The sequence below is a fragment of the Gordonia sp. 135 genome (genome assembly GCF_009720185.1).
GTDB lineage: Bacteria > Actinomycetota > Actinomycetes > Mycobacteriales > Mycobacteriaceae > Gordonia > Gordonia alkanivorans.
In genome coordinates this window covers 4939303-4964172 of record NZ_CP046257.1, presented here as the reverse complement: position 1 = coordinate 4964172, position 24870 = coordinate 4939303, and the positions used below count along the sequence as shown (strand labels likewise).

Here is a 24870-nt window from a genome sequence, read left to right as displayed (position 1 = left end):
GCTAGGTGTACTGCCCAGGCAGGTTGGTTGAGGGATTGCGACGACACGCGGTAGTGGGTCGTTGAACAGCGAAGGTCTCCCGTCGTGAAGTGGAGCTGCTACGACACACACTTCACAACCGGGAGACCTTCGTGGTTCACGCTAACGCACCTTTGACCCCCAAGGGCCGACTACTGCTGGCCCGTCGCATCGTCGATGACGGCTGGCCCATCGTCAGGGCAGCCGAACACTTCAACGTTTCGTGGCCGACCGCCAAACGCTGGGCCACTCGCTATGTCGAGATGGGCCCAGAGGGCATGTACGACCGCTCGAGTCGTCCTCATCGCAGTCCGAACCGCACCCCCGAGCCGATCAAACGCAAGATCGTGGCCCTGCGGTGGCGTCAGCGCCTCTCACCCCAGGCGATCGGCTCCCGACTGTCGATGCCGGCCTCGACCGTGCACGCGGTGCTGGTCCGATGCCGGCTCAACCGGCTCTCCCACATCGACATCCGCACTGGGGAAGTGATCCGCCGCTACGAGCACCCTCATCCGGGCTCGATGATCCACGTCGACGTCAAGAAACTCGGCAACATCCCCGTCGGTGGCGGCTGGCGGTTCGTCGGACGCGCCAAAGGACGCAAGAATCGGCAGGCCACGCCGGGAACCCGCCGGAGCAAGCACCACAACGAACTACTCGGACATGCCTTCGTGCACACCGTCATCGACGATCACTCTCGCGTCGCCTATGCCGAGATCCATGACGACGAAACCGCTGTCACCGCAGCCGGAGTCCTTCAGCGAGCCGTGGGCTGGTTCGCGGCCCGCGGCGTCACTGTCGAACGAGTCTTGTCCGACAACGGTGGCTGCTACCGCTCAGCGTTGTGGAAGCGCACCTGCACCGAGCTCGGAGTCACGGCGAAGTACACACGCCCCTACCGGCCGCAAACCAACGGCAAGATCGAACGGTTCCACCGGACCATGGCCGCCGAATGGGCTTTCGCCCGGCACTACCGGTCCGAACAAGCCCGACGCGCAGCGTTGCCAGGATGGTTGCACACCTACAATCACCACCGGCAACACTCCGCCATCGGCCGGAACGTTCCCTTCAGCCGCTTGACCAACGTCCCTGGGCAGTACAGCTAGAACCGTCCGCCCGTACCGATGCGGCCCGACGACCCGGAGCCGCCGAACGAGCCGGGGCTGCGTCCGCCGCTGCTGAACCCGCCACCGAACCCGCCGGGGTATCCGCCTCGGTATCCACCTCGCCCGCCGCTGATGGTGCCGCGCAGGAAGCTGTCGACGAGGATGCCGCCGAGGACGGCTCCGGCGGTCGAGGAGCCGCCCGAACGCGGCTGCTGCGACTGCTGCCAGTTCACGACGTCACCCTGGGCGGCCATCAGCGCCTGGTCGGCGAGAGCGCCGGACCGGCGTGCCGTCGAGGTGGCGGCGACCGGGTCGGCTCCGGCGGCCTCCTGGGCGGACCGGAGAAGTCGCTGGGCCTCGGCAAGACGTGTCCGGGCGGTGGACTGGACGGCGCCGCGTCGGGTGCCGATGAAGTCCGACGCCGAGGTCACCTTCGCGGTCGCCGACTCGAGGGCCGCGGTCAACACCTGTGCGCGACGGGTGCGTTCGGCCGCGGAATCCCGCGCGGCGTCGAGCGCGTCGTCGAGATCGGCGTCCGCGTCGGCCAGTGCGGTGAACGTTCCCAGCGGGTCGGCGTCGAAGCCGGTGCGGGCCGCGTCGAGCGCGGTTCGCGCGGCCGCCGCGGCAGTCGCCAGCGCGGGTCCGCCATCGGCGGTCAGTGAGGCGGCCTCGGCGAGCTCGCCCTCCACCTCCTCGATCAGCGCGGGCATACGGGACTGTGCGGCCGCGATGTTCGCGTCGGCGTGGTCGATCGCGTCGAGGAGCACGGTGGCCTGCTCGATGGACCCCTCGGCCGATCGGATCGCCGCGACCGCGGGACCCTGCTGCCCGACCGGTGCGGCACTCGCAGCACGACCCTGATCGGCGGTCGCCTCGGCGAAATCGATCTGCTGCCGGGCGAGTTCGACGTTCGGCAGGATCGATGCGAGCGTCTGCTCGCCGTGCTTCTCGGTCAACTCGGTGAGCTGCTGCGTGGCCGGGTCGAGGCGTGCGCGCAAGCCGATCAGCTGCTGGGTGATCGCGTCGAAGCGGGTGTCCGCGTTGATCAGCAGGTTGCGCATCGCATCGAAGGCCTCGACCTGGTCGTCGAGCGCGGCGTCGGCCTCGGTGCACGCGGTGATGATCTCGACGAGCATCCCGCGGCGTTCGTCGTCGGTCTCCGGGACGTTGTCGTCGAGCCGCTGCCGGGTGGTGAAGGACTGCGCGAGACCGCGTCTCGCCCGCTCGAGCGCCTTCGTGAACGGTGCGGTCTCGGCCGGCCCGAACTCGTCGACGGCCAGCCGCAGTTCCTCTTCGCTGGTGCGGATGGCGTTGTCGAGATCGGTGAGGACCTCGCGGGACCACGGATCCAGTACGTCGAGTGGCTGCTCCGCGAGTTGGTCGACGGTCAGTTCCTGCTCGCGAAGCGCTTCCACGCTGCCGTCGATCCGACGCTGCTTGCGCCGTCGCGAATAGAGGTACGCGCCGCCACCGCCGATCACCACGGCTCCGCCGACGACACCGGCGGTGATGACCCCGGTGTAGCTGGGGTCGAGGGCATTCGAGAGCCCGTTGATGGCGCCCAGCCCGGCCTGCGCCCAGTTGCCCTCGCGAAGCTGCGGGACGACGTCGTTGGTGGCGACGTCATCGAGGGTCGACTGGTCGAGTCCGCCGATGCTGTCCGGAGCGAACATGCGGTAGGCGCGGTCCTCGGTCGCGACGGCCAGCAGCGCGTCGCGGTCGCCGAGTTCGCTGGCGATGGCGGTCTGGTCGGCCCACTGTTCGCTGGTGAGGCCGTCGAAGCTGCGAACGTACACGATCCACATCTGTATGTCGTGCTCGTTGTACAGCTCGTCGAGGGCGTTCTCGAGCTCGGTCCGCTGCTCCGGGGTGATCACCTCGGCCGAGTCGACGACATAGGTGGGCAGGCGCGTGGGCGGCTCGGCGGCGGCCGTGCCGGCTCCGACGCTCAGCAGCAGGGTCATGCCGAGCGCGAGACCGACGGCTCCGAGAGCTGCCGAGACGCGGCGTGTCACGACATGCCCCCACCCACCACGAAACGCAGGTTCCCGATGCATGATCACAAATCTAACCAGCCGCCGCATTCGGGTGAGTGTATGTCCGTCCTTGACCTCGATCGGTACCGGCACGTGCTCAGCGTCGAGCGTCGCGCCACCGGCACAGGGCCTCGACGGCGGTGAGGTCGTAGTCGGGGCCCGTCACGCCGACGGTGAGCAGACTGATGCCCTCATCGGCCAGCGAGTCGGCACCGCGGAGCATGGCGTCGACGTCGCCGTCGAACTGCACCGCCGACGACCGTTCGATGGTCTCCGGATCGCGTCCCACCGCGGCGCAGTGCTCGGCGAGGACCTTCGACTTGTGGCGGTACTGCTCGACGTCGTTGAAGCCGTGCCAGGCGTCGGCATGCTCGGCGATGTAGCGCAACGTCTTCTTCTCGCCGCTGCCGCCGACGAGGATCGGGATGTCACGGGTGGGTGCGGGATTCAGCTTGCCCAGACGCGACTTGATGCGCGGCAGTGCCGCCCCGAAGTCGTTGAGGCGCGAGCCGACGGTGCCGAACTCATAGCCGTACTCGTCGTAGTCCTTCTGGAACCAGCCGGCGCCGACACCGAGGATCAGACGGCCGCCGCTGATGTGGTCGACGGTGCGGGCCATGTCGGCGAGCAACTCCGGATTGCGGTAGGAGTTGCAGGTCACCAGCGCGCCGATCTCCACCCGCGACGTCTGTTCCGCCCACGCACCGAGCATCGTCCAGCACTCGAAATGTTCACCCTCCGGAGCACCGTAGAGGGGGTAGAAGTGATCCCAGTTGAAGGCGACGTCGACGCCCGCATCCTCGGCGCGACGGACCGCGTCCCGGATCAGGCCGTACTCGGGGGCGTGCTGGGGCTGGATCTGGACACCGATACGAAGAGGAAAGGCCATGGCGACCAGTCTGCCTGGTTACGGCGTCGGCGTCGACGTCTTATGGTCCCGCGCTCCCTGAGGAGGCCCGGAGCTTGGGGGCTGACGTGTCCTCTGCTCCCTGAGGAGGCCCGGAGCTTGCGGAGGGCCGTCTCGAAGGGTGGTACCAAAGAGCCTGTGACACCCAGGCCCGCCGCTCCGTCCCTCGATGAACTCCGACGCCGCACCAGCTCGAAGTGGTCGACCCACCCCGACGACGTCCTGCCACTGTTCATCGCGGAGATGGACTACCAGCTCGCACCGGTGGTCGCGGAGGCGATGATCGACCGCATCCGGGCGTCCGATGTCGGTTACGCCGGCGACTCGGGCGGTGTGGGAACGGCTTTCGCAGGTTTCGCCGAGTGGCGGTGGGACTGGCAGCTGAGCGCCGACGACGTCACGCTGACCACCGACGTGAGCGTCGTGATCGTCGAGTCGTTGCGGACGGCGATACGTCCGGGCGACGGTGTCATCCTGATGCCGCCGGTGTATCCACCGTTCTTCGAGCTCATCCCGGAGGCCGGCGGAACCGTCGTGGAGGTGCCGCTGCTCGACGACCCGGGGTGGCGGATGGATCTCCACGGCATCGAGACAGCGCTGAAGGCGGGTGCGCGGGCAGTCTTGTTGTGTCACCCGCACAATCCGGTGGGTCTGGTCCACGACGCATCCGATCTCGCGCGGCTGGCCGAGCTCGCGGCGTCGTACGGTGCGACGGTCGTGAGCGACGAGATCCACGCGCCGCTGGTCCATCCCGGGGTGGGATTCGTCCCGTTCCCCGCGGTGAGCGACGCCGCGCGCGAGGTGGGCATCGCTGCGCATTCGGCCAGCAAGGCGTTCAACCTCGCCGGCGCCAAGTGTGCGCTGATGGTCGCCACCTCCGATGCGACCCGGGCGATCGTCGCACGTCAGCCCGACGAGGTGCAGTACCGCACCCCCATCCTCGGCCGCGCCGCGACCGAGGCCGCCTTCGCTCACGGCGACGAGTGGCTCGACGCCATCCTCGAGGTAATCGGCGAGAGTCTCGATCTGCTGGATCACCTTCTGGCAAAGCATCTTCCGGGTGTCGGCTATACCCGACCGAGTGCGTCGTACCTGTCGTGGCTCGACTTCCGCGACGCCGGGCTCGGCGATAACCCGGGCCTCCCGATCCTCGAACACGGCCGCGTCGCGCTGCACTACGGGCCCGCGTTCGGTTCGCAGGGCAACGGCTTCGCGCGGTTGAACGTCGCGTGTTCGCCGGAGGTGCTGACCGAGGCGATCCGACGGATCGCGCGCGTCGTCGACAACCCGCCCGACTGATAGCGGCGAAACCGCGCCTGCTGCCGCGGCCAACTGCTATGAATCTCCGAATGGACAACGAGCGGGCCGCAGAATGGGATGAGCGATACGGCAATGCCGAGCGGCTGTGGACCGCGGACGTCAACCCCGCGCTGATCATCGAGGCGAACGACCTGACGCCGACCACCGCGCTCGACGTCGGGTCGGGGGAGGGCGCCGACGCCCGCTGGCTGGCGAAACGCGGCTGGGAGGTGACCGCTGTCGACATCTCACAGGTGGCGCTCGACCGGGCACGCGAGATCAGTGGCGAACTGCCGATCACGTGGACACGCGCCGATCTCGTCGTCGATCCAGTCCCCGGTGCCGATTACGGTCTCGTCGCGCTGCACTACTTCCCGATCCTCGTCGAGGAGCTCGAGGTCGCGCGGAAGCTCGTCGACGCTGTCGGCCCGGGAGGTTCGCTGCTCGTCGTCGCGCATGCACCGGAGGGCGTGCGAGCGCACGGGTTCGAGCCGGACGATTACGTGCAGCCGGGCGGTTTCGCCGAACTCCTCGGCGACGGTTGGGAGATCGTCACCGACGAGACGCGTGAGCGGGGCAAAGCCGCAGGCCGCGGTCATCACACGCACGACATGGTGTTCCGGGCTCGACGAGCCGGCCGGTAGCGGGCGCGCGGGTCAGTCGAGGGCGGCGAGTACCGCTTTCGCAACCTGCTGATGCCCCTTGGCGTTCGGATGTAGCCGCAGTGCGCCAACGGGATTCGTGTACGGTTCGACCCACCTCGTGGACTGGGACTTGCAGGAATCGTGCCCGACGCTGGGGCCGTACGTGTCGACGAACGCGACGCCGGCCAGCTGGGCCTGAGTCTTCAGCATGGTGTTCAGCTCGACTTCGAGACGGTCGAGGAAGGCGGTGTCCTCGGCGGAGAACGGGTTTCGTCCGGGGCAGTTGCCCTGTTGCGGGTAGACCGCCGGATAGCCGACGACCAGGATCCGCGCGGCCGGGGCTCGGTCTTTGATCCCTGCGATGGCGGTGGCGATCTTCGCGGCCGACAGTTGGATCTCGGCCGAGTACCGACCGAGGGTGCGGGCTTCACAGGGCGCGAGTTGTGAGCCGCCCGAAGCAGTCTGCGAGCAGTCGGCGATGCTGCCCGAGTAGACGTTGCCGTCGTTGTAACCGATCTGCATGGTGACGACATCGGTCGTCGAGCTCAGGCCGTCGAACTGTGGCGGTTGGCCGGCGGTTTGGCTCGTCGTGAGGTGTCGGGTCTGGGCGCCACCACAACTCATGTCCCTGAGTCGGTAGCCCTCCTCCTCGGCGACCAGACGCGGGAAGTTGTTGGTGGACCGTCCACAGCCGCTCGGCGATCCCGGAACCGAAGAGGGAATACCGACGCCTGCCGAGAACGACGCCCCGAGCGCCACGTACTCGGTCGGATCGTCGGCGACCGCAACCGCGGTTGCCCCCGCTATCAGTCCGGCAGCGGAGGCCAACGCCAGGGCTAGTGTTGTTGCTCGACGATGTAGACGCATGGGTCGAGAGTGTCCGCCTGTGTACTCGAGTGAACTCGCGGTGACTGCTTCGTGAGGGAACCGAGATGTCCTCGACATCAAGCGACTCGGACATTGTCCCTTGATCAGACGTAATCGCTGAACACCGCACGTGTCGCTTCCCTTTCGACTTACGGTGACGTCGGCGCAGGGGGATCAAAACCGACAAACGTGCCTGCGCCTTTCGGGAGGGCTCATGAGGAAATCATCGATGCGCGCTCTGTGCGCGGCTGTGCTGGCGACTGGCGTGGCGGCCGGTGGAATTACCGGTGCCGGAACAGCATCCGCCGCTCCGGGCGGACTGACACTGCAAGGGGTCTCCAACGGAGACTGTACGGCTACCATCAAGATCACCAACTACACGAATTCCACTTATTTCCAGCCGGACTGGTGGTTCGAGCAGGAGAACGACCCGGCCATGGTGAACGCGACGAGCATTCCGGCCGAGATGTCCGCCCCGTGGCGTGAGGTGTCGGGTATCCCATGGCCGATTGCGCGGTGGGTCGGAGATTCACCGGCGTTGACCTCGGGTCTCGGTCCGGGAGTTCCGAGTTGGGGGAATGGCAATCCGTACAATCGGAACGCCCAACCCGACGGTTTCGTCACCGAGCGGACGATCGACCTCAAGACGGTGACCGGCGCGCCCGAACCCTCGTCGGACGGAACGAAGACGATCTGGTTCCGGATCAAGACCGGACCTCAGACCGCTGATCGTCTACCGACACCGCAGAAACTGGTCGTCGACGGGTGTCGCAGCTCGAACGGTTCGCTGGACTTCGGGTCGCTCGACCTCGGCACTCTCGGTCTATAGCTGTTCGCCAGCCGGGGCCGGATCTACCCGCCGAACAGCAGGTACAGCCCGAGGAAGGTGTAGCAGACCATCGTCACCATCATCGTGAGCTGGCCCGTCAGCTGGTGTCGGCGGGGGAGAAGCCGCAATGAGGCGTCGTGGGCCGCCGCGACGCCCATCATGTGGCCGCCGACCACGAAGAGCACCTTGAGTGTCACGGTGACGGTCGGGTGATCCGACATGATGTACACCGGGTGGGCGTCGCTCAGCCACAACAGGTTCCATCCCAGTCCCAGCGGATCGCCCAGGGCCAGAAGCGCTTCCTGTCCCTGTTCGACGAGTGATTGCAGGTAGTGGGCGAGGATGTAGCCGATCACGATCGGGATGAGTGAGTGCGCCATCAGACCGGGTAGGCGGCGTCGCCGGTCGGGTCCCACCCCGCCGACGGCGCGCGCGGCCGACCAGAAGGTCACCGCGACCACGCCGAAAAACACCAGCAGACCGGCGGTCGAGAGCAGGGTCGCGCTCACCTGGCTACCGTCGGACCGCTCGTCGACGAACTCCTGCCACAGCGGGATTGCCGAGAAGCTGTCGAATGCGGTGGAGCCGAGCAGGATCGCCAGGACGGTGACGGTTCCGGGAAGAACCGGCAGGGTGGTCAGCGAGTTCATCGGACTCCGCACGATCACCTTGCCGTCGGCGTTCTTCGCGAACGGGGCGAGGCGGGACGCGACGGTGCTGTACACGGCGAACGGGTCGGCGTTGTCGGTCCACCGCAGTCCACAGACGATGCCGCCGGCGAGGGTGATCACGAGATAGCACAGCAACCAGAGTCGCACGGCCGAGACCGAACCCGGCTCCGGCGAGGCCAGTTCCAGCCAGACGAAGGCGAACAGGCCGAACGCGGCCGGCCACCAGCCCAGACGACGGGGATAGACCTTCCGGCCGACAGCCCGCGGGCCGAGGGCGGCGCCCGCGACGCGCAACACCGTTCGGATCGGCGACAGGAGCCGCCAGACCGGACCGATGAGCGCCGACAGCACCGTCATCCCGACCCACAACAGCACGTAGAACGCTCCGGGAAGCGGGTTCTCGTCGGTGTCCGGGCCGAACGCGGCAAGCACCAGCCACAGGGTAAGTACCAGGGCGGCACCGGCGATCAGGCCGCGAACCCAGGAATTGTCGACGGTGGCCGTAACCCACGACGGCAGTTCGCGCCCGGCGTCAGATCGACCGTATCGCGGTGTGCGCCAGGCGAATGCGATCACCGCGAAGGAGATCGTCAGAGCCCAGGCGCCGCCGATCAGCACCGCGGTCAGCGGGACCGGCAGGTACTCCGAACCGCCCAGACCGTGGGCGAGCAGGGTGTCAGACGTCGGCCTCACGGTCGGGGTCATCGGCCTCGTTCCGGGTCGGTGGGACGGTGGAGCCGGTATCCGCGTCGGAGTGGGTGGGCTCGTCGGAGTCCGGAGCGTCCTCGTCGTCGCCACGACGACGGTCGTGGATCGCGATCGCGACGATGACGCCCACCAGGATGAACGCCGGGATCACCGCGGGCAGCGCCAGGATCAAGGGATGCGTGGCGAGGTGATGGACCATCATCTCCGGTGCGGCGGTGATCATCGTTGCGGCTGCAATTCGGGTTCCCGTGCGCCCGTGGTGGTCTCGCGGGAGTTGACCCGACCGGCTCCCCACGACAACGCGGTGATGAGCAGCAGCGAGCACACCAGCACCACCAGCGACGCGGCACCGAACAGCCACGACGGATAGTCGAAGGTGCGCTCACGCTGCAGGATCGAGATCTCCGCGACGAACGGCTTCGTCGATGTCTGCTGCGCCGGTTCCCCCTCCGCGCCGATCGCGGGGTCGGCCGGCAGATACACCGGTACACCGGCCATGGTGGTGCCGTCCTGCACACGGAGGATCGTCTTCCACGATCCCGACACCGGCATCGGTTCGGTGGACCGGAACTGGTTGGGGCCCACGCGTTCGAGCCGGTCGATGACGATGCCGCGATCGTTGTCGATGCCGCCCTGCCAGGACATCAGCGTCACCCACTCCGGGTCGCCGCTGATCGCGTCCGACGGGTCGAGAAAGACCTCGGCCGTGACGTTCTGCTCGGCCGCGTCGTTCGCTCCGGCCGGGGTCAGGACGACTCGTGCGGTCATGTCCGCCGGCACGGAGACGCGCAGACCGTTCGCGACGGCACCGCCGATCACCACCACCGAGAGCACGACGGCGGTGATGCTGATCCAGCGTCGGGGCAGGCGCTCACCGACCGAGACGATGCCGAGCAGGGCACCGCACAGACCCGCGGCCACGCCCACCGGGATGGCCATGGCCAGGGCCTCTCCCCACATGCCGGTCACCCACGGGAACGGGTAAGCGGCCGCGATCCACCAGGATTCGATCCAGAGTCCGACGGTCGCGACGCCCAGGCCCGCCACCGCGCCGAAGAGCACGCGCCGCTTGAACAGCGGCGTCAGCGCGAGCAGTTCGATGACCACGGCCGCGCCGAGGTACAGCGGGAACACGTTGATCGGCGCACCGAGCGCGGGCCCGACGACGACCGCGACCACACCGCGCAGCAGGATCGCGAACACCGCGGCGACGAGCGCACTGCCCGGTCCGAGGCTGATCCGCGCGGCGACGAGCGCGAATGCGCCGGCACCGGCGATCATCATCGGCTGCAGCACGAGCCGGAACTGCTCGACGCCGAAGTCGTACTCGATTTGGAAGACCGACATGCCGATCACAAGGCCGCCGAAGGCGAGGCAGCGGACAATCCACTGTCCTCGTCCGTCCGGCGGGAGGTCGGCGCCCATCGCGGCCCTGCCCTCGCGGTCGAGGATGACGACCGCGATGAGGGACAGTCCTGCACCGCCGATCAGCATCAGGTGGGTCGGACCCCAGAGCGTGACGTCCTGACCGAAGATGCGATGCCAGACGTCGTCCAGCGGGAAGCCCAGCAGGGCGTAGAAGCCGCAGCCTGCCAACAGGATTCCGCCGACCGGTGCGTACCAGTTGCGGGTGATCCTGATCGCGGAGCGTCCGGGCTTCTCGAAGGGCAGGAAGACCGACAGCATGCCGGAGATGAACAGCAGGAACAGGCCGACCAGGATGAAGTAGTGCGCCGGGTTGGCGAGCGGTCCCTCGTCGCGGCCGTCACCGATGTGCAGGCTGACGTCCCAGAGGAAGCCGAACAGGGCGCAGATGATGGTGCTGGTGAACAGGAAGATCGGCAGGGCCGCCCACGGTGGCCGGTTGACGCGGCGCGCGGCCCACTCGGCGAGGGTGGTCAGCCACGTGATCTTGTGCGTGCGATGCAGGTAGCCAATCCAGAGCAGTCCGATGGACACCACTCCGGCTGCTGCGGACATCAGGAACACCTGGTCGAGTGCCGCTCCTCCGCCCTCGGCAGCGAGGCGGAGGTCCGTGACATCGCTTGTTGTCATGAACGAAGTATGCACATCTTGGTCATGTCCCGGAAGGCCGTCGATCAAACTGCGACCCGGAGACGCATGGCGCTGCCGCCGCCGACAAGGAACTTAGGTTGTGCACAATTAAGTTGTGCACTACTGTTTTGGGGGTGCCCACCAATCCGGAGCCGCTCGACCGACAGCTCTGTTTCTCGCTGTATGCCGCTACCCGGGCTGTCACCGGCCTCTACCGGGAAGTGCTGTCCGAGTTCGGTCTCACGTTCCCCCAGTACCTCGTTCTGCTCGCCCTCTGGGAACACGACGGGCTCACCGTGCGGGATCTGGGCGAGCGGCTCCAGCTCGACAGCGGCACGTTGTCGCCGCTTCTACGGCGTCTCGAGCGGGCCGGGCACATCACCCGCGAACACTCGGTCGAGGATGCCCGCGTGGTCCATGTCCACCTGACCCCGAAAGGGGATGCGCTGCGTAGCCAGGGTGGCCGGATCCAAGGATGCCTGGTGGACAACCTGGACCTCACGTACGACGAGGCGTCGACGCTGCATGCGCTGGCGCACAAGGTCACCGATCAGGCGCGCGGCAGACAGCCGCGTAACTGATCAAGAGTCCGTCATCACCAACCGTCGAAGGAGACGATCATGAACACCCTCTACACCGCAGAAGCCCTGGCCACCGGCGCGGGGCGCAACGGGCACGTCCGCACAACCGACGGCTTCGTCGACACCGACCTCGCCATTCCGCGCGAGATGGGTGGTGCCGGCGGTGCCGCCAATCCCGAGTTGCTCTTCGCTGCCGGATACGCCGCCTGCTTCCACTCCGCCCTGCAGGCGGTGGCTCGCGAGGCCAAGGCCAAGCTCGGCGATTCGAGCGTCGGGGCCAAGGTCGGTATCGGCGCCGACGAGCAGGGCGGCTTCCAGCTCGCTGTCACGCTCGAGGTCGTCATCCCCGACCTCCCTCAGGACCAGGCGCAGGCCCTCGCCGACCGCGCCCACCAGGTCTGCCCCTACTCCAACGCCACCCCCGGCAACATCGACGTCAACGTCATCGTCGTCGACGACTGACCGGTTTCCCTGGGAATGCGGCTCGCCGGGGGTGCCGTCAGCGGCAGACGGCACCCTGCGACGCCGATGTGACCAGCTTCGAGTACTTCGCCAGGACCCCACGGGTGTACCGCGGCGGCAGAGGAGTGAACTCCTTGGCGCGGGTTTCGAGTTCGGCGTCGTCGACCAATAGGTCCAGAAGGCCGCGCCCGACGTCGAGCCGGATTCGGTCACCGTCGCGGACGAGGGCGATCGGACCACCGTCGACCGCCTCCGGCGCCACGTGGCCGACGCACAGTCCGGTGGTGCCACCCGAGAACCGGCCGTCGGTCATCAGCAGCACGTCCTTGCCGAGTCCCGCGCCCTTGATGGCGCCGGTGATGGCCAGCATCTCGCGCATGCCCGGACCGCCCTTGGGTCCTTCGTAGCGGATGACGACGACGTCGCCTGCGGTGATCGTGCCGTCCTCGAGTGCGTCCATCGCGGCGCGCTCCCGGTCGAAAACCCTTGCGGTGCCCTCGAACACGTCGGAGTCGAAACCGGCCGACTTCACCACGGCCCCTTCCGGGGCGAGCGATCCCTTGAGGATGGTGATGCCGCCGGTCGGGTGGATGGGTGACTTGGTGGCGCGCAGGACCTGCCCGTCGGGATCCGGCGGCGCGATGTGCGCGAGGTTCTCCGCGACGGTCTTGCCGGTCACCGTCAGGCAGTCGCCGTGCAGCAGGTCGGCGTCGAGCAGGGCCTTCATCACCACCGGCACACCGCCGATGCGGTCGACGTCGGTCATCACGTGCCGGCCGAACGGCTTGACGTCGGCGAGGTGGGGGACGCGTGCGCCGACGCGGATGAAGTCGTCGAGCGAGAGCTCGACCTCGGCCTCGTTGGCGATCGCGAGGAGGTGGAGGACCGCATTGGTGGACCCACCGAAGGCCATCACCACCGCGATCGCGTTCTCGAAGGCCTCGCGGGTCATGATGTCGCGCGCGGTGATCCCGCGGCGCAGCAACTCGACGACGGCCGCCCCGCTCTGCCGGGCGAACTGGTCGCGACGCTTGTCGGGGGCCGGGGGAGCGGCGCTGCCCGGGAGCGACATCCCGAGCGCCTCGGCGGCGCTCGCCATCGTGTTGGCGGTGTACATCCCGCCGCAGGCGCCTTCACCCGGGCAGATGGCGCGCTCGATGGTGTCGACGTCCTCGCGGCTCATCAGCCCGCGGGAGCAAGCACCCACCGCCTCGAACGCGTCGATGATGGTGACCTGGCGTTCCTTGCCGTCGGACAGCGTCGCGTAGCCGGGCAGCGTCGACCCGGCATAGAGGAACACCGAGGCGAGATCGAGGCGGGCGGCGGCCATGAGCATGCCGGGCAGGGACTTGTCGCAGCCGGCGAGCAGGACCGAGCCGTCGAGCCGTTCCGCGCTCATCACGGTCTCGACGCTGTCGGCGATCACCTCGCGGGAGACCAGCGAAAAGTGCATGCCCTCGTGGCCCATCGAGATGCCGTCGGAGACCGAGATGGTGCCGAACTCGAGCGGATATCCGCCGCCTTCGTGCACGCCGTCCTTGACGGCCTTGGCCAGGCGGTCGAGCGAGAGATTGCACGGCGTGATCTCGTTCCACGACGACCCGACACCGATCTGGGGTTTCGCCCAGTCGTCGTCGCCCATGCCCACCGCGCGGAGCATGCCGCGGGCGGCGGTCTTCTCCAGGCCGTCGGTGACGTCGCGACTGCGAGGTTTGATGTCGACTTCGTGGCCTGTGCTCGTGCGCTCGGTCATGTGGTCCACGGTAGTGGTCCCCGGACGAGATCAGGTTGCGTTTGCCCTCGGCGAGCGGGGCGAAACGCAACCTGATCTCGGTGAACAGCGGACGATTTCAGGCGCGCAGCTCCCGCTTGAGGAGCTTGCCGCTCTGGTTGCGCGGCAGTTCCTCGACGAACTTCACCAGCTTCGGGACCTTGAACGGCGCGAGCTGCTGCTTGACGTGGTCGATCAGCTCGGCCTCGGTGACCACGGCCTCGGCGCGCAGCACGACGACCGCGGTGATCGCCTCGATCCACTTCTCGTCCGGGGTGCCGATGACGGCGACCTCGGCCACGGCGTCGTGGGTGTAGATCGCGTCCTCGACCTCGCGCGAGGCGACGAGGATGCCGCCGGTGTTGATGACGTCCTTGATGCGGTCGACGACGGTGACGTAACCCTCCTCGTCGCGGGTGACCAGGTCGCCGGAGTGGAACCAACCGTCGCGGAAGGCCTCCTCGGTGGCGGTCGGGTTGTCCCAGTAGCCCTGGCACAGCTGCGGTGAGCGGTACAGGATCTCGCCGGGCTCGCCGACGGGGACGTCGTTGCCGTCGGCGTCGACGACGCGGGTTTCGACGAAGAAGACCGGACGGCCGCACGAGGCGGGGCGGGCGTTGTGCTCCTCGGGGCGGAGAACCGTTGCCAGCGGGCCGATCTCGGACTGACCGAAGCAGTTGTAGAAGCCGAGGTCAGGGTAGCGCTCGCGGAGGCGCTGCAGGACGGTGACCGGCATGATCGACGCGCCGTACTGCGCCTTGCGCAGCGACGACAGGTCGCGGGTCGCGAGGTCGGGGTGCGCGGCCAGCGGCACCCACACCGTCGGTGCCAGGAACAGCGAGCCGATCCGGTGTTCCTCGACGAGCCGCAGGATCTCGGGGATGTCGGGTGCCGGCATCAGCCGGATCGTGGCGCCGACCGCGAGGTACGGAAGCATGAACACATGCATGCCCGCCGAGTGGTAGAGCGGCATGCAGATGAGCGGGTTGTCGTCGGCGTCGAGGTCGAGCGCGATGATCGACGAGGTGTACTCGTGGATCAGCGCGCGGTGGGTCATCATGGCGCCCTTGGGCTTCGACGTCGTGCCCGACGTGTAGAGGAACTGCACCAGGTCGGTGTCCTCCACCGAGACGTCGAGTGGGGGAACCCCTCCCGCGGTCGCGATGGTGAACAGCGAGTCGTCGGCGTCGCGCAGGGGGAGCACGAACTCGGCCGGCACGACGTCGATGACGGCGTCGAGATTGTCGGTCAGAGCGGGGTCGACGAGCACGGCCCGGGCGCCGGACTGCTCGAGCAGGTAGCTCAGTTCGCCGGCGCGCAAGGCGTAGTTGATCGGCACGTGGACGAGCCCGGCACGCGCTGCGGCGAGGTAGCCGATCACGTAGGCGTGCGAGTTGGTGCCGTAACCGGCCACGCGATCGCCCTTGGCCAGACCGAGGGAGAGAAGGTGCGCGGCGGCGCGGGTCACGGCGTCGTCGAGCTCGCGGTAGGTGAGGGAGTCGTCGCCGAAATGCAGGGCGGCGCGGTCGGGGAATCTCGCGGCAGTGCGGCGCAGCACTCCGTCGACGGTGTTCGAAGTGGGGGTCATCACCACATCAGGATGACGGTCGAGGGGGGTTGTGATGCAAGCACCCCTGCCGCGTCCGGCACCTGCCCAGGGCGTCTGTCAGAGTCGAAGGACAGCACGAATCGGAGATCGACGCGATGGAGATGTGGCCATGGGAAAAGACCGAGATCGGGATCCCGGCGGTCGCGCCCGACAGGCTCGGCCGCGTGACGAACTGGGTCGCCCGCTGCCGTACGGTGCGGCGGGCGTCGAGCCGGTGCCCGAGGAGCCGTTGCCACCGCACGAGACGATCGCATTCGCGCGGCGGCTGCTCGAGGACGGCCGGCCGTTCTCCGCGCACGAGGTGTTCGAGACGCGATGGAAGTCCTGTCCGGTCGAGGAACGTCCCCTGTGGCAGGGGCTTGCCCAGCTCTGCGTGGCGCTGACGCATCATCGACGCGGAAATGCTGTCGGTGCCCGCCGCCTCCACGATCGGGCCGCCACGCGACTCGTCGAGTACGAGAACGCCGGCGGAGTGAGGTACGAGATGGATCTGAAGGCGATCCGCGACTGCGTGCTCGACGAGATCGACGAGTCCGAACCGACCTGAGGTGGCCCGGCCGAGTGTCATCGCCGCAGGGCCGAGTTGTCGGACCCGTATGCGAACATATGTTCTATGTGGATCGAGCGCCGGGAGCGCCAGGAGGCGACGATCCTGCATGCCGATCTCGACTCCTTCTACGCATCGGTCGAACAGCGCGACGATCCGTCCTTGCGCGGACGTCCGGTGCTGGTCGGCGGGGGAGTCGTGCTGGCCGCGAGCTACGAGGCCAAGGCCAAGGGGGTGCGGTCGCCGATGCCCGGGCACGAGGCGCGCGCCCTCTGTCCGGACGCCGTGGTGGTGCGTCCCCGGTTCGATGCCTACATGGAGGCCAGCCGCGAGGTCTTCGACATCTTCCACGACACCACTCCGGTCGTCGAGGGAATCTCGGTCGACGAGGCGTTCCTCGACGTCGGCGGTTTGGGCCGGATCAGCGGCACCCCGCACGACATCGCCACGACGATCCGCGAACGCGTACGGGACGAGGTCGGGTTGCCGATCACCGTGGGCGGCGCGCGCAGCAAGTTCCTGGCCAAGGTGGCCAGCGCCGTCGGCAAGCCCGACGGTCTGCTGATCGTCGCGCCCGGCACCGAACTCGCCTTCCTTCATCCTCTTCCGGTGCGTCGGTTGTGGGGCGTCGGGCCGGTGACCGAGGCCAAGCTGCACGACGCCGGGGTCGAGACGGTGGGTCAACTCGCCGAGATGGGTGAGCGGTCACTGAGTGCGATCGTCGGATCAGGAGCGGGTCGCCACCTCTTCGCGCTCTCGTTGGCGCAGGACCCGCGTCGCGTAGAAACCGGAAAGCGCCGTTCGTCGATCGGTTCACAGCGTGCGCTGGGTCGCCGCCCGAAGTCCGAAGCCGACCTCGAGGCGACCATCACCGCGATCGTCGAACGTCTCGGCAGGCGACTCAGGTCCGCCGAAAGGGTCTGTCGCACAGTCATTCTCCGGCTCCGCTTCGACGACTTCACCCGCGCGACCAGGTCGCGCACCCTGGTCGAGGCCACGGACCGCACCGACCTCATCATGGCGTCGGCGCGCGGCCTCCTCGCCGACGCGATGCCGATCATCCATGAGCGCGGCTGCACCCTCGTCGGGTTGTCGCTGACCAATCTCGACGACCACGACAACATCCAGCTGACGCTGCCCTTCGACACTGATCATGCCGAACAGCTCGACGCCACGATGGACTTGTTGCGGGATCGCTTCGGCCGGGACTCCGTCACCCGGGCCGTACTCATCGGCCGTCATCACGGCGACGACGCACCGATGCTCCCCGATTAGGAATCTCGTAGAGAACATGCGCGCCATGTCCCCACGCTTTCTACCGATCGCGGAGGTGAGCAAAACGCGCGAAACGATACTTATGCGCTCAAGCGTGACTGTGTCGACGTCTGCCCCAACACTTCTGATGTGGCCACCGAAATGTGGTCGTCCTCACATCCACATCAGAATCGAGCTAGACAATGTTGGTAGCACTCGGCCTCGGAATGGTGGCCACCTTCATGGTCCTGATCATCACCAAACGGGCCACGCCCGTGGTGGCGCTGATCCTCGTCCCGGTTGCGTTCGGCCTGTTCGCGGGAGCCGGCCTCGACATCAGCGACATGATCACCGACGGCATCAAGGACCTCGCACCCACCGCGGCGATGCTGTTCTTCGCGATCATCTTCTTCGGGATCATGATCGATGTCGGGCTCTTCGACCCGGTGGTCCGCCTCGTCATCCGCGCGGTGCACGACGACCCGGCCCGGCTCGTCGTCGGCACCGCGGTTCTGGCGATGGTCGTCTCGCTCGACGGTGACGGGTCGACGACCTTCATCATCACCACCGCAGCGCTGCTGCCGCTGTACGTGAAACTCGGTGTCAGCCCGGTGGTCCTGACCGTCGTCGCCGGTCTCGCCAACGGCACCATGAACATCCTCCCGTGGGGTGGTCCCACCGCCCGCGCCGCGAGTGCGCTCAACATCGACACCAACGACGTCTTCGTCCCGATGATCCCTGCGCTCGGCGCCGCGCTGGTCGTCGTACTCCTCTTCGCCTACCACCTGGGAGTCCTCGAACGTCGCCGCATCGGCACCCTCGAGATGAAGGAGTCGCTGCTGGCTCCGCGTGAAGAGGTCCTGGTCGCCGCCGGCACCGGCACGACCCTTCCGCCGACCCCGCCCCGACGCAGCACCGGCGGATCGTCGGAAATCGATTCGACGGCAACGGGTTCCGAAGCCGACGAGACCCCGGGTCGTGACCAGTCGTTCTCCGGCGTCCTCGACCCGAACCGGGAAACGCTCCGGCCCAAGCTCTTGTGGCTCAACGCCGGCCTCACCGTCGCCCTGCTGGCGATCCTCGGCGCCGACATCCTCGCCATCCCCGTGCTGTTCATGGTCTTCGCCGGCATCGCCCTCGCCGTCAACTTCCCGCACGTCAAACAGCAGCAGGCGGCCATCACCCGGCACAGCTCGAGCATCGTGTCGGTGGTCGCCATGGTCCTCGCCGCCGCGGTGCTGACCGGAGTGTTCAACGGCACCGGCATGGTCGACGCCATCGCACACTGGCTCGCCGACGGCATCCCCGACTGGATGGGTCCGCACATGGCCGTCGTCATCGGCGTCCTGTCGATCCCGTTCACCTTCCTGATGAGCAACGACGCCTTCTACTACGGTGTGCTGCCCGTCCTGTCCGAGACCGCGACGCGCTATGGCATCGACCCAACCGAGATGGCTCGCGCGTCCATCACCGGTCAGACGGTCCACATGCAAAGTCCGCTGGTCCCGGCGATCCTGCTGCTCGTCGCGCTGGCCGGCGTCACCCTCGCCGACCATCACAAGAAGGTCCTGTGGCGGGCGACGGTGGTCTCCCTGGTCATGCTCGGTGCGGGTGTGCTCGTCGGAGCCATCCCGTTCTGAGCGAATCGATGTCGGTGGCGGCGCTGCATTCAGCGCCGCCACTAGGCTGACGTCATGCGTTTACGGACGCAGGTGCTGCTGCTGCAGCTCGCTGTCCTCGCGGTCAGCCTCGCGGTCGGGTTCGGTCTCGTCATCGCCGGGGCCGACGATCGTGTCCGCGACGAGTACGCCCAGCGAGCCCTGGCGATAGCTCGTTCGGTGGCCGCCGACACCGGGGTCCGCGTGGCGGTGGCGGCTCAACAGGGTCGAGCCGTGGAAGCGGACGAGCTCGTCGACGGCCCGCTGCAACGCCAGGCGGCCGCGGTTCGGGAACGGACCGGCGCATTGTTCGTCGTCATCGGCAACGACCAGGGCATCCGACTCGCCCACCCTGAGGTCGCGGAACTGGCGAAACCGGTGTCGACCGACCCGTCGAAGGCGCTGGCCGGCTCCGACGACGTCGCGACCGACCGGGGCACCCTCGGCGAGTCCGTCCGGGCGAAGGTCCCGATCTTCGACCCCGGCGGTCGCATCGTCGGCTTCGTCAGCGTCGGCGTCTCGACGGAACGGATCGCGAAGGAAACGCGCAGCGACATCATCGCCACGACGCTCCTCGCGCTGACCGCACTGGGCATCGGCGCACTCGGATCGGTCATGCTGGCCCGGCGCTGGCGCAAGCTCACCCTCGGCCTCGAGTCCGACGAACTCGCCGAACTCGTTCGTGAACAGGGCGCGGTACTGCACGCGATGGCCGACGGAGTGCTGGCCGTCGACGCCGACGGCATCGTCCGGGTCGTCAACGACAAGGCCCGCGCGCTTCTCGACATCGACGCTCCGGTGGGGACGAAGGCCGCCGACCTCGGACTCACCCCCCGCATCGCGGCCGTTCTGGCCACGCCCACCGACGAGCCGCTCGCCGCCACCGTCGGCGACCGCGTCGTCCTGGTCAGCTCCCATCGGGTGCACGCCGACGGTCGCGACCTCGGCATGGTCCTCTCGGTCATCGACCGCACCGACGTCGAAGCGCTCAGTCGCGAGGTCGACTCCATCCGGTCGATGGGCGCCGCCCTCCGCGCTCAGCGTCACGAGACCGCCAACCGAATGCATGTCCTTGCCGGCCTCCTACGCCACGGCCATGCCGACGAAGCGCTCGACTACCTCGAAGAGCTGTTCGGGAGCGGCCCCGGCGGCGCGCTGCTCGCCGGACTGGGCAACGTCCGCGAACCCCACCTCCACGCCTTCCTCGACGCGAAAGCCGCCCACGCGCGGGAGCGTCGCGTCACGCTCCGCCTCGGCGACCAGACCTGGCTGCAGGGCACACTCACCGAACCCGTCGTCGCCACCACCGTCGTCGGCAACCTCATCGACAATGCACTTGAGGCAGCAAGCGGGCAGGCCGACGGGATCGTCGAGGTCGAGCTGATCGCCGACGGCGACACCCTGTTCGTATCGGTCGGCGATTCCGGTCCGGGAATCTCCTTCGACGATCCCGACGAGGTCTTCGCCGAGGGAGCGACCACCAAACCCGGCGACCACGTGCCCGGTGGTCGGGGGATGGGCCTGTCCCTCGCGCGGCAGGTCGCACGCCGGATCGGGGGAGACCTGTGGGTCGCGGACCCCGGCGGCGAACGGTCCCCGGCACCGGAGCATGATCCGCCTGGCGCACTGTTCGTCGCCCGGCTCCCGGGCATCATCGCGCCCGAGCCCGACGAGGAAGTGCAAAGGTGATGACAGGGGATCTGGGCGTCCTGATCGTCGACGACGACTTCCGGGTCGCCGCACTGCATTCGACGATCGTCGACGCTGTGCGCGGCTTCAGCGTCCGTGCGCGGGTCGGCAGCGTGGCCGAAGCACGACGAGCCCTCGTCGATCATCCCGACATCGACCTCGCACTCCTCGACGTCTACCTCCCCGACGGTTCCGGCATCGACCTGGTCGCCGAACTCGACTGTGACTGCTTCATCGTCGGCGCCGAGAACGACGCGAGCGCTGTCCGCACCGCGATGCGCGCCGGTGCGCTGGCCTACCTGATCAAACCCTTCGACGACGCCGACCTCGCCCGCCGCCTCGCCGGCTACGCGCAGTACCGTCGCGTCCTCAGCGGCGAGAACGTCGACCAGCACGCGGTCGACGCCGCGCTGTCCGCGCTGCGCTTCGGCACCCGCGCGGCGGAACGGTCGGAAGCCGGGTCGCCGACCGAGCAACGCATCCTCGACCTCTTCGTCGACCCCGACACCGCACTGTTCGCCGACGACGTGTCACGCGAGGTCGGGATCGCCGCTCCGACTGCCCGGCGACACCTGGCCAATCTCGTCGCCGCGGGCCGCCTGCGGATGTCGCTGCAGTACGGAACCACCGGCCGACCCCGTCAGGAATACCGGCGCCCCAAATCGTGACCTGATAATGCCGCGGGCGGGGTACGCCGCCGACCTCGCGCACTAGAGTGTCAACCCATGACGACGCAAGTAGACGCCACCAATCCCGATCTGGTGACGGTCGGTGTGCCGACGCACTGGTACAACCTCGCCGCCGAGCTCGAGACACCGATTCCCCCGCACCTGCACCCCGGCACCAAGGAGCCGGTGGGCCCCGAGGACCTCGCCGCACTGTTCCCCGCCGGGCTCATCGCGCAGGAGGTCTCCAGCGAGACCTACATCGAGATCCCCGAGCCCGTCCGCGAGATCTACAAGATGTGGCGTCCCTCGCCGCTGATCCGCGCCCGCCGCTTCGAGGAGGCGCTCAACACCAAGGCGCGCATCTACGTCAAGTACGAGGGCGTCAGCCCGGTCGGCAGCCACAAGACCAATTCCGCTGTCGCACAGGCTTACTACAACAGCCTCGACGGCGTCACCAAGCTGACGACCGAGACCGGCGCCGGCCAGTGGGGCAGCGCACTCGCCTTCGCCGGCGCGCAGTTCGGCATCGACGTCGAGGTCTGGCAGGTCCGCGCCTCGTACAGCTCGAAGCCGTACCGCGGCTTCCTGATCCGCACCTACGGCGGCACGATCCACCCGAGCCCCTCGGACCTGACCGAGTCGGGCCGGGCGATGCTCGCCAAGGACCCGAACACCAGCGGAAGCCTCGGCATGGCCGTCAGCGAGGCGGTCGAGGTGGCCGCTGCGAACGCCGACACCCGCTACGCCCTGGGTAGCGTGCTCAACCACGTCGTGCTGCATCAGAGCGTCATCGGTCAAGAGGCTGTCGAGCAGCTGAACGCCGTCGAAGCCGGCGGTGCGGATGTCGTCTTCGGTTGTGCCGGAGGCGGTTCGAATCTCGCCGGACTCTCGTTCCCGTTCCTGCGGGAGAAGCTGCACGGACGGTCGAACCCGCGCGTGGTCGCCGCCGAGCCGGCCGCGTGCCCGTCGATCACGCAGGGCGAGTACCGCTACGACCACGGCGACGTCGCCGGTCTCACCCCGCTGCTCAAGATGCATACGCTCGGAATGGATTTCGTCCCGGACCCGATCCACGCCGGTGGCCTGCGCTACCACGGCATGGCGCCGGCGCTGAGCCACACCGTCGAGCTCGGACTGGTCGAGGGCGTCGCCATCACACAGCACGACGCGTTCGCCGCGGGCGTGCAGTTCGCCCGGGCGCAGGGCATTGTCCCGGCCCCGGAGTCCACCCACGCGATCGCGGCCTGTGCGGCCCACGTCGCCGACAGTGACAAGGAAGAGGTCGTGGTCATCGGCCTGTCCGGTCACGGCCAGCTCGATCTGCCCGCCTACGCCGAGTTCCTCGACGGCAACATCTGAGCATGACCGCGGCGATGCGGACGGTCGGTGTCGACCTGTCCGCATCGCCGGCCAAGACCGCGGTCGCGGTCCTCGACTGGTTCGACGACCGGACCGAGCTGGTGGACCTGGTCGTCGGAGCCGATGACGCCGAGATCCGACGCCTCGTCGACGGCGCCACGCGCATCGGGATCGACTCGCCGTTCGGCTGGCCCGATGACTTCGTGGAATTCGTTGTCGCACATCACCGCGGCGGTTTGGTTCCCGGCCGCAAACTCGACGACATCGCCAATCGACGCCCGCTCGCGCTGCGTCGTACCGACCGGTGGATCGCCGAATCCGGCCTCGGCCGACCTCTGAGTGTGTCGGCAGATCAGATCGCCCACGTCGCCTTCCGCTGCGCGGGACTCCTCGCCGACCTGGGCGTCGAGGATCGTGTCGAGGGCTGGGCCGTCGAGGCGTATCCCGCCGGCGCACTCAAACGCTGGGGACTGACCTCTCGTGGTTACAAGCGCGCAGCCGATCGAACCGTGCTGACCGAACTCGTCGATGCACTCCGGACTGCAGCACCGTGGCTGGAGCTCGGCGAGCGAATCGGTCAGATGCGGAGCGACGACGACGCATTCGACGCCGTCATCACCGCGTTGATCGCCCGCGCTGCGGAGTTGGGCTCCACGACGCTTCCCTCCCCGGACGACCGGCCGGTTGCGTTGCGCGAGGGGTGGATTCACGTCCCGGACGGTGAGCTGGACACCCTCACCCCAACGACTTCCGCATCAGCACGCGTGGGAATCCGTTCAGTACCGAGCCGGTGTCGGCGGCCTTGGTGAAGCCTGCCTTGTCGAACAGTCCCCGGGTGCCGACGTACGCCATGGTGAGATCGACCTTCTCGCCGTGGTTGTCGACGGGATACCCCTCGATGGCCGGCGCCCCGTTCGACCGGGCGAACTCGACCGCGCCGTCGAGGAGCGCATGTGCGATCCCCCGCTTGCGGTGGCCCGGTCGGACGCGGATGCACCAGACCGACCACACCGGGAGGTCGTCGACGTGCGGGATCGTGCGGCTGGTCGCAAAGGTCGTGTCCGCTCGCGGTGAGACCGCCGCCCAGCCGACCACGTCCTCGCCGTCGTCCGTCGACTCGTAGGCGAGGACGCCGAGTGGAATGCCGCTGTCGCACAGTTCCTTCACGTACTCGCCGCGCTGTTGGCGGACCAGCGCCTGATTCTCCTTGCTCGGAATGCGGTAGCTGAGACACCAGCACACGTTGGAGGTCGGCTTCTTGGGGCCGAGGATCGTCGCCATGTCGGCGAAGACCGTCGCGGGCCGGACGTCGATCGTCATGCGTCCCAGCATCACAACCGTCGCCGACGTGGCGCAAGGGCCAGAACCTGTCCGCGATCAGCGTCGGATGCGCGGAGCGGACCGGTAGACCGTACGGAACCAGATGGTGGTGAGGATGTCGATCGCGGTGTCGTCATCGGGGATCGACCCGACCACGCCTCCGCGGACGGCGAGCCAGGACCAGCAGGAGGACTCGAGCGTGTTCACCAATGCCGACGCGAGTGGCTCGAGGGGGAGGCCGACGTCGTATCCGGCGCGTTCCGCGCTGTGCAGACCCGCCAGCACCTGTTTGATCCCCGACGCCCGGTTGGCGTGCCAGCGATCCCGGAACTCGTCGTCGAGCATGGACATCTGGAACAGGCCGATGATCTCGGGCAGGTATTTCTTGTAGGTCGTCCAATAGGCGGTGACCGCGGCACGCACGCCGGCTTCGGGATCGCTGTGTCGTGTCGCTAGGGAACCCTCGACCACCTCGTCGCTGAACTGATCCAGCAGTGCCTCGAGGAGCTGATCCTTGTTGTCGTAGTAGTTGTAGAACGAGCCGGTGGAGCGTCCCGCGGCCTCCGCGATGTCGGAGATCTTGGTGTTCAGATAGCCCTTGTCGGCGAAGCAACGCCGCGCCGCGTCGAGAAACGCGGCCTCGGTCTGACGTCCCTTGTTCGTCGGCGGCACCGAGTACTCCTTCCGGGGACTGATCAGTTCATCGAACCACGCATTCACGTTGGTCGGAGAAGGTCCGGATGAACGGTGTGGTCCTTGTCATATTCTGAACCTGAATCTAGCATCAGAAAAGCTGCACGGGAACCGTCGGG

General features: G+C 67.8%; 23 protein-coding genes. 13 read left to right on the top strand and 10 right to left on the bottom strand.

The window, feature by feature from the left end; genetic code table 11:
- Positions 1-131: 131 nt before the first annotated feature.
- Positions 132-1124: an IS481 family transposase gene (locus GKZ92_RS22440; protein WP_035754036.1), complete on the top strand. Its 993-nt coding sequence runs from the start codon at positions 132-134 to the stop codon at positions 1122-1124.
- On the opposite strand, the gene GKZ92_RS22435 is transcribed toward GKZ92_RS22440, so the two are convergent.
- Together GKZ92_RS22435 and GKZ92_RS22430 are read right to left on the bottom strand one after the other, a co-directional pair.
- On the bottom strand, positions 1121-3181 hold the full coding sequence (locus GKZ92_RS22435; RefSeq protein WP_155225649.1) for a TPM domain-containing protein: 2061 nt from the start codon (positions 3179-3181) through the stop codon (positions 1121-1123). The two genes, GKZ92_RS22440 and GKZ92_RS22435, sit on opposite strands and share 4 nt — an antisense overlap.
- A gap of 76 nt (positions 3182-3257) precedes the next feature.
- Positions 3258-4049: an LLM class F420-dependent oxidoreductase gene (locus GKZ92_RS22430; RefSeq protein WP_035753946.1), complete on the bottom strand. Its 792-nt coding sequence runs from the start codon at positions 4047-4049 to the stop codon at positions 3258-3260.
- Positions 4050-4205: 156 nt separating this feature from the next.
- On the opposite strand from GKZ92_RS22430, the gene GKZ92_RS22425 reads away from it, so the two are divergent.
- Both GKZ92_RS22425 and GKZ92_RS22420 read left to right on the top strand, forming a co-directional pair.
- Positions 4206-5366: a MalY/PatB family protein gene (locus tag GKZ92_RS22425; protein ID WP_230461861.1), complete on the top strand. Its 1161-nt coding sequence runs from the start codon at positions 4206-4208 to the stop codon at positions 5364-5366.
- Between the two features lie 50 nt (positions 5367-5416).
- On the top strand, positions 5417-6010 hold the full coding sequence (locus GKZ92_RS22420) for a class I SAM-dependent methyltransferase (RefSeq protein WP_006361099.1): 594 nt from the start codon (positions 5417-5419) through the stop codon (positions 6008-6010).
- A gap of 12 nt (positions 6011-6022) precedes the next feature.
- Here the strand turns inward: GKZ92_RS22420 and GKZ92_RS22415 are convergent, their stop codons facing one another.
- On the bottom strand, positions 6023-6877 hold the full coding sequence (locus GKZ92_RS22415; RefSeq protein ID WP_035753948.1) for an SGNH/GDSL hydrolase family protein: 855 nt from the start codon (positions 6875-6877) through the stop codon (positions 6023-6025).
- 229 nt (positions 6878-7106) lie between these two features.
- Here GKZ92_RS22415 and GKZ92_RS22410 point away from each other — a divergent pair, with 229 nt between their 5' ends.
- The gene (locus GKZ92_RS22410) at positions 7107-7706 is read left to right on the top strand and encodes a hypothetical protein (RefSeq protein ID WP_035754037.1); all 600 of its coding nucleotides are present in this window, start codon (positions 7107-7109) and stop codon (positions 7704-7706) included.
- A gap of 23 nt (positions 7707-7729) precedes the next feature.
- On the opposite strand, the gene GKZ92_RS22405 is transcribed toward GKZ92_RS22410, so the two are convergent.
- Genes GKZ92_RS22405 through GKZ92_RS22395 form a run of 3 tightly spaced genes read right to left on the bottom strand, consistent with a single transcriptional unit; the run spans position 7730 to position 11140 of the window.
- Positions 7730-9082 (bottom strand): hypothetical protein, encoded by a 1353-nt coding sequence (locus GKZ92_RS22405; RefSeq protein WP_035753950.1) that lies wholly within the window; start codon positions 9080-9082, stop codon positions 7730-7732.
- Positions 9054-9308, bottom strand: coding sequence for a hypothetical protein (locus GKZ92_RS22400; RefSeq protein WP_035753952.1), 255 nt, complete (start codon positions 9306-9308; stop codon positions 9054-9056). The genes GKZ92_RS22405 and GKZ92_RS22400 overlap by 29 nt, the downstream gene beginning before the upstream one ends.
- Positions 9305-11140, bottom strand: a complete 1836-nt coding sequence (locus GKZ92_RS22395) for a hypothetical protein (RefSeq protein ID WP_035753953.1) — start codon at positions 11138-11140, stop codon at positions 9305-9307. Before GKZ92_RS22395 ends, GKZ92_RS22400 begins: the two co-directional genes overlap by 4 nt.
- 134 nt (positions 11141-11274) lie before the next feature.
- On the opposite strand from GKZ92_RS22395, the gene GKZ92_RS22390 reads away from it, so the two are divergent.
- Together GKZ92_RS22390 and GKZ92_RS22385 are read left to right on the top strand one after the other, a co-directional pair.
- A complete protein-coding gene (locus GKZ92_RS22390) occupies positions 11275-11721 on the top strand; it encodes a MarR family winged helix-turn-helix transcriptional regulator (protein ID WP_035753955.1) in 447 nt (148 codons plus the stop codon).
- Between the two features lie 39 nt (positions 11722-11760).
- Positions 11761-12183 carry an organic hydroperoxide resistance protein gene (locus GKZ92_RS22385; protein WP_155225647.1) on the top strand — a complete coding sequence of 141 codons (423 nt, stop codon included), beginning with the start codon at positions 11761-11763 and terminating at the stop codon, positions 12181-12183.
- A 37-nt stretch (positions 12184-12220) separates the two neighbouring features.
- Here the strand turns inward: GKZ92_RS22385 and ilvD are convergent, their stop codons facing one another.
- Both ilvD and GKZ92_RS22375 read right to left on the bottom strand, forming a co-directional pair.
- Positions 12221-13936 carry a dihydroxy-acid dehydratase gene (ilvD, locus tag GKZ92_RS22380; protein WP_035754038.1) on the bottom strand — a complete coding sequence of 572 codons (1716 nt, stop codon included), beginning with the start codon at positions 13934-13936 and terminating at the stop codon, positions 12221-12223.
- 97 nt (positions 13937-14033) lie between these two features.
- Entirely contained in the window at positions 14034-15542 is a 1509-nt protein-coding gene (locus GKZ92_RS22375; protein WP_035754040.1) for an acyl-CoA synthetase, read from the bottom strand.
- A 130-nt stretch (positions 15543-15672) separates the two neighbouring features.
- On the opposite strand from GKZ92_RS22375, the gene GKZ92_RS22370 reads away from it, so the two are divergent.
- The 7 genes from GKZ92_RS22370 to GKZ92_RS22340 all read left to right on the top strand — a co-directional run bounded on the left by GKZ92_RS22370 (position 15673) and on the right by GKZ92_RS22340 (position 23547).
- Complete coding sequence (locus GKZ92_RS22370; protein WP_075863116.1) at positions 15673-16110, top strand: DUF309 domain-containing protein; 438 nt, start codon at positions 15673-15675, stop codon at positions 16108-16110.
- Positions 16111-16176: 66 nt separating this feature from the next.
- Positions 16177-17385 (top strand): DNA polymerase IV, encoded by a 1209-nt coding sequence (gene dinB / locus GKZ92_RS22365; RefSeq protein WP_035753959.1) that lies wholly within the window; start codon positions 16177-16179, stop codon positions 17383-17385.
- Between the two features lie 182 nt (positions 17386-17567).
- Positions 17568-19004, top strand: a complete 1437-nt coding sequence (locus GKZ92_RS22360; RefSeq protein WP_035753961.1) for a CitMHS family transporter — start codon at positions 17568-17570, stop codon at positions 19002-19004.
- Between the two features lie 54 nt (positions 19005-19058).
- Positions 19059-20711, top strand: coding sequence for an ATP-binding protein (locus GKZ92_RS22355; protein WP_035753962.1), 1653 nt, complete (start codon positions 19059-19061; stop codon positions 20709-20711).
- The gene (locus tag GKZ92_RS22350; protein ID WP_035753963.1) at positions 20711-21379 is read left to right on the top strand and encodes a response regulator; all 669 of its coding nucleotides are present in this window, start codon (positions 20711-20713) and stop codon (positions 21377-21379) included. Before GKZ92_RS22355 ends, GKZ92_RS22350 begins: the two co-directional genes overlap by 1 nt.
- A 57-nt stretch (positions 21380-21436) precedes the next feature.
- The gene (locus GKZ92_RS22345) at positions 21437-22738 is read left to right on the top strand and encodes a TrpB-like pyridoxal phosphate-dependent enzyme (protein ID WP_006361084.1); all 1302 of its coding nucleotides are present in this window, start codon (positions 21437-21439) and stop codon (positions 22736-22738) included.
- Between the two features lie 2 nt (positions 22739-22740).
- Positions 22741-23547: a DUF429 domain-containing protein gene (locus tag GKZ92_RS22340; RefSeq protein WP_006361083.1), complete on the top strand. Its 807-nt coding sequence runs from the start codon at positions 22741-22743 to the stop codon at positions 23545-23547.
- On the opposite strand, the gene GKZ92_RS22335 is transcribed toward GKZ92_RS22340, so the two are convergent.
- On the bottom strand, positions 23474-24058 hold the full coding sequence (locus GKZ92_RS22335; RefSeq protein WP_035754043.1) for a GNAT family N-acetyltransferase: 585 nt from the start codon (positions 24056-24058) through the stop codon (positions 23474-23476). The genes GKZ92_RS22340 and GKZ92_RS22335 overlap by 74 nt on opposite strands.
- Positions 24059-24115: 57 nt before the next feature.
- A complete protein-coding gene (locus GKZ92_RS22330) occupies positions 24116-24730 on the bottom strand; it encodes a TetR/AcrR family transcriptional regulator (protein WP_006361081.1) in 615 nt (204 codons plus the stop codon).
- Between the last annotated feature and the right edge of the window lie 140 nt (positions 24731-24870).

Excerpts from the sequence above, each read along its gene's own strand:
- dinB (WP_035753959.1), top strand. The coding sequence starts at position 16,177 with ATGTGGATCGAGCGCCGGGAGCGCCAGGAGGCGACGATCCTGCATGCC.
- GKZ92_RS22375 (WP_035754040.1), bottom strand. The coding sequence starts at position 15,542 with ATGACCCCCACTTCGAACACCGTCGACGGAGTGCTGCGCCGCACTGCC.
- GKZ92_RS22355 (WP_035753962.1), top strand. The coding sequence starts at position 19,059 with ATGCGTTTACGGACGCAGGTGCTGCTGCTGCAGCTCGCTGTCCTCGCG.
- GKZ92_RS22430 (WP_035753946.1), bottom strand. The coding sequence starts at position 4,049 with ATGGCCTTTCCTCTTCGTATCGGTGTCCAGATCCAGCCCCAGCACGCC.
- GKZ92_RS22335 (WP_035754043.1), bottom strand. The coding sequence starts at position 24,058 with ATGACGATCGACGTCCGGCCCGCGACGGTCTTCGCCGACATGGCGACG.
- GKZ92_RS22385 (WP_155225647.1), top strand. The coding sequence starts at position 11,761 with ATGAACACCCTCTACACCGCAGAAGCCCTGGCCACCGGCGCGGGGCGC.
- GKZ92_RS22415 (WP_035753948.1), bottom strand. The coding sequence starts at position 6,877 with ATGCGTCTACATCGTCGAGCAACAACACTAGCCCTGGCGTTGGCCTCC.
- GKZ92_RS22340 (WP_006361083.1), top strand. The coding sequence starts at position 22,741 with ATGACCGCGGCGATGCGGACGGTCGGTGTCGACCTGTCCGCATCGCCG.
- GKZ92_RS22360 (WP_035753961.1), top strand. The coding sequence starts at position 17,568 with ATGTTGGTAGCACTCGGCCTCGGAATGGTGGCCACCTTCATGGTCCTG.
- GKZ92_RS22350 (WP_035753963.1), top strand. The coding sequence starts at position 20,711 with ATGACAGGGGATCTGGGCGTCCTGATCGTCGACGACGACTTCCGGGTC.
- GKZ92_RS22405 (WP_035753950.1), bottom strand. The coding sequence starts at position 9,082 with ATGACCCCGACCGTGAGGCCGACGTCTGACACCCTGCTCGCCCACGGT.
- GKZ92_RS22420 (WP_006361099.1), top strand. The coding sequence starts at position 5,417 with ATGGACAACGAGCGGGCCGCAGAATGGGATGAGCGATACGGCAATGCC.
- GKZ92_RS22370 (WP_075863116.1), top strand. The coding sequence starts at position 15,673 with ATGGGAAAAGACCGAGATCGGGATCCCGGCGGTCGCGCCCGACAGGCT.
- ilvD (WP_035754038.1), bottom strand. The coding sequence starts at position 13,936 with ATGACCGAGCGCACGAGCACAGGCCACGAAGTCGACATCAAACCTCGC.
- GKZ92_RS22345 (WP_006361084.1), top strand. The coding sequence starts at position 21,437 with ATGACGACGCAAGTAGACGCCACCAATCCCGATCTGGTGACGGTCGGT.
- GKZ92_RS22395 (WP_035753953.1), bottom strand. The coding sequence starts at position 11,140 with ATGACAACAAGCGATGTCACGGACCTCCGCCTCGCTGCCGAGGGCGGA.
- GKZ92_RS22410 (WP_035754037.1), top strand. The coding sequence starts at position 7,107 with ATGCGCGCTCTGTGCGCGGCTGTGCTGGCGACTGGCGTGGCGGCCGGT.
- GKZ92_RS22435 (WP_155225649.1), bottom strand. The coding sequence starts at position 3,181 with ATGCATCGGGAACCTGCGTTTCGTGGTGGGTGGGGGCATGTCGTGACA.
- GKZ92_RS22400 (WP_035753952.1), bottom strand. The coding sequence starts at position 9,308 with ATGATCACCGCCGCACCGGAGATGATGGTCCATCACCTCGCCACGCAT.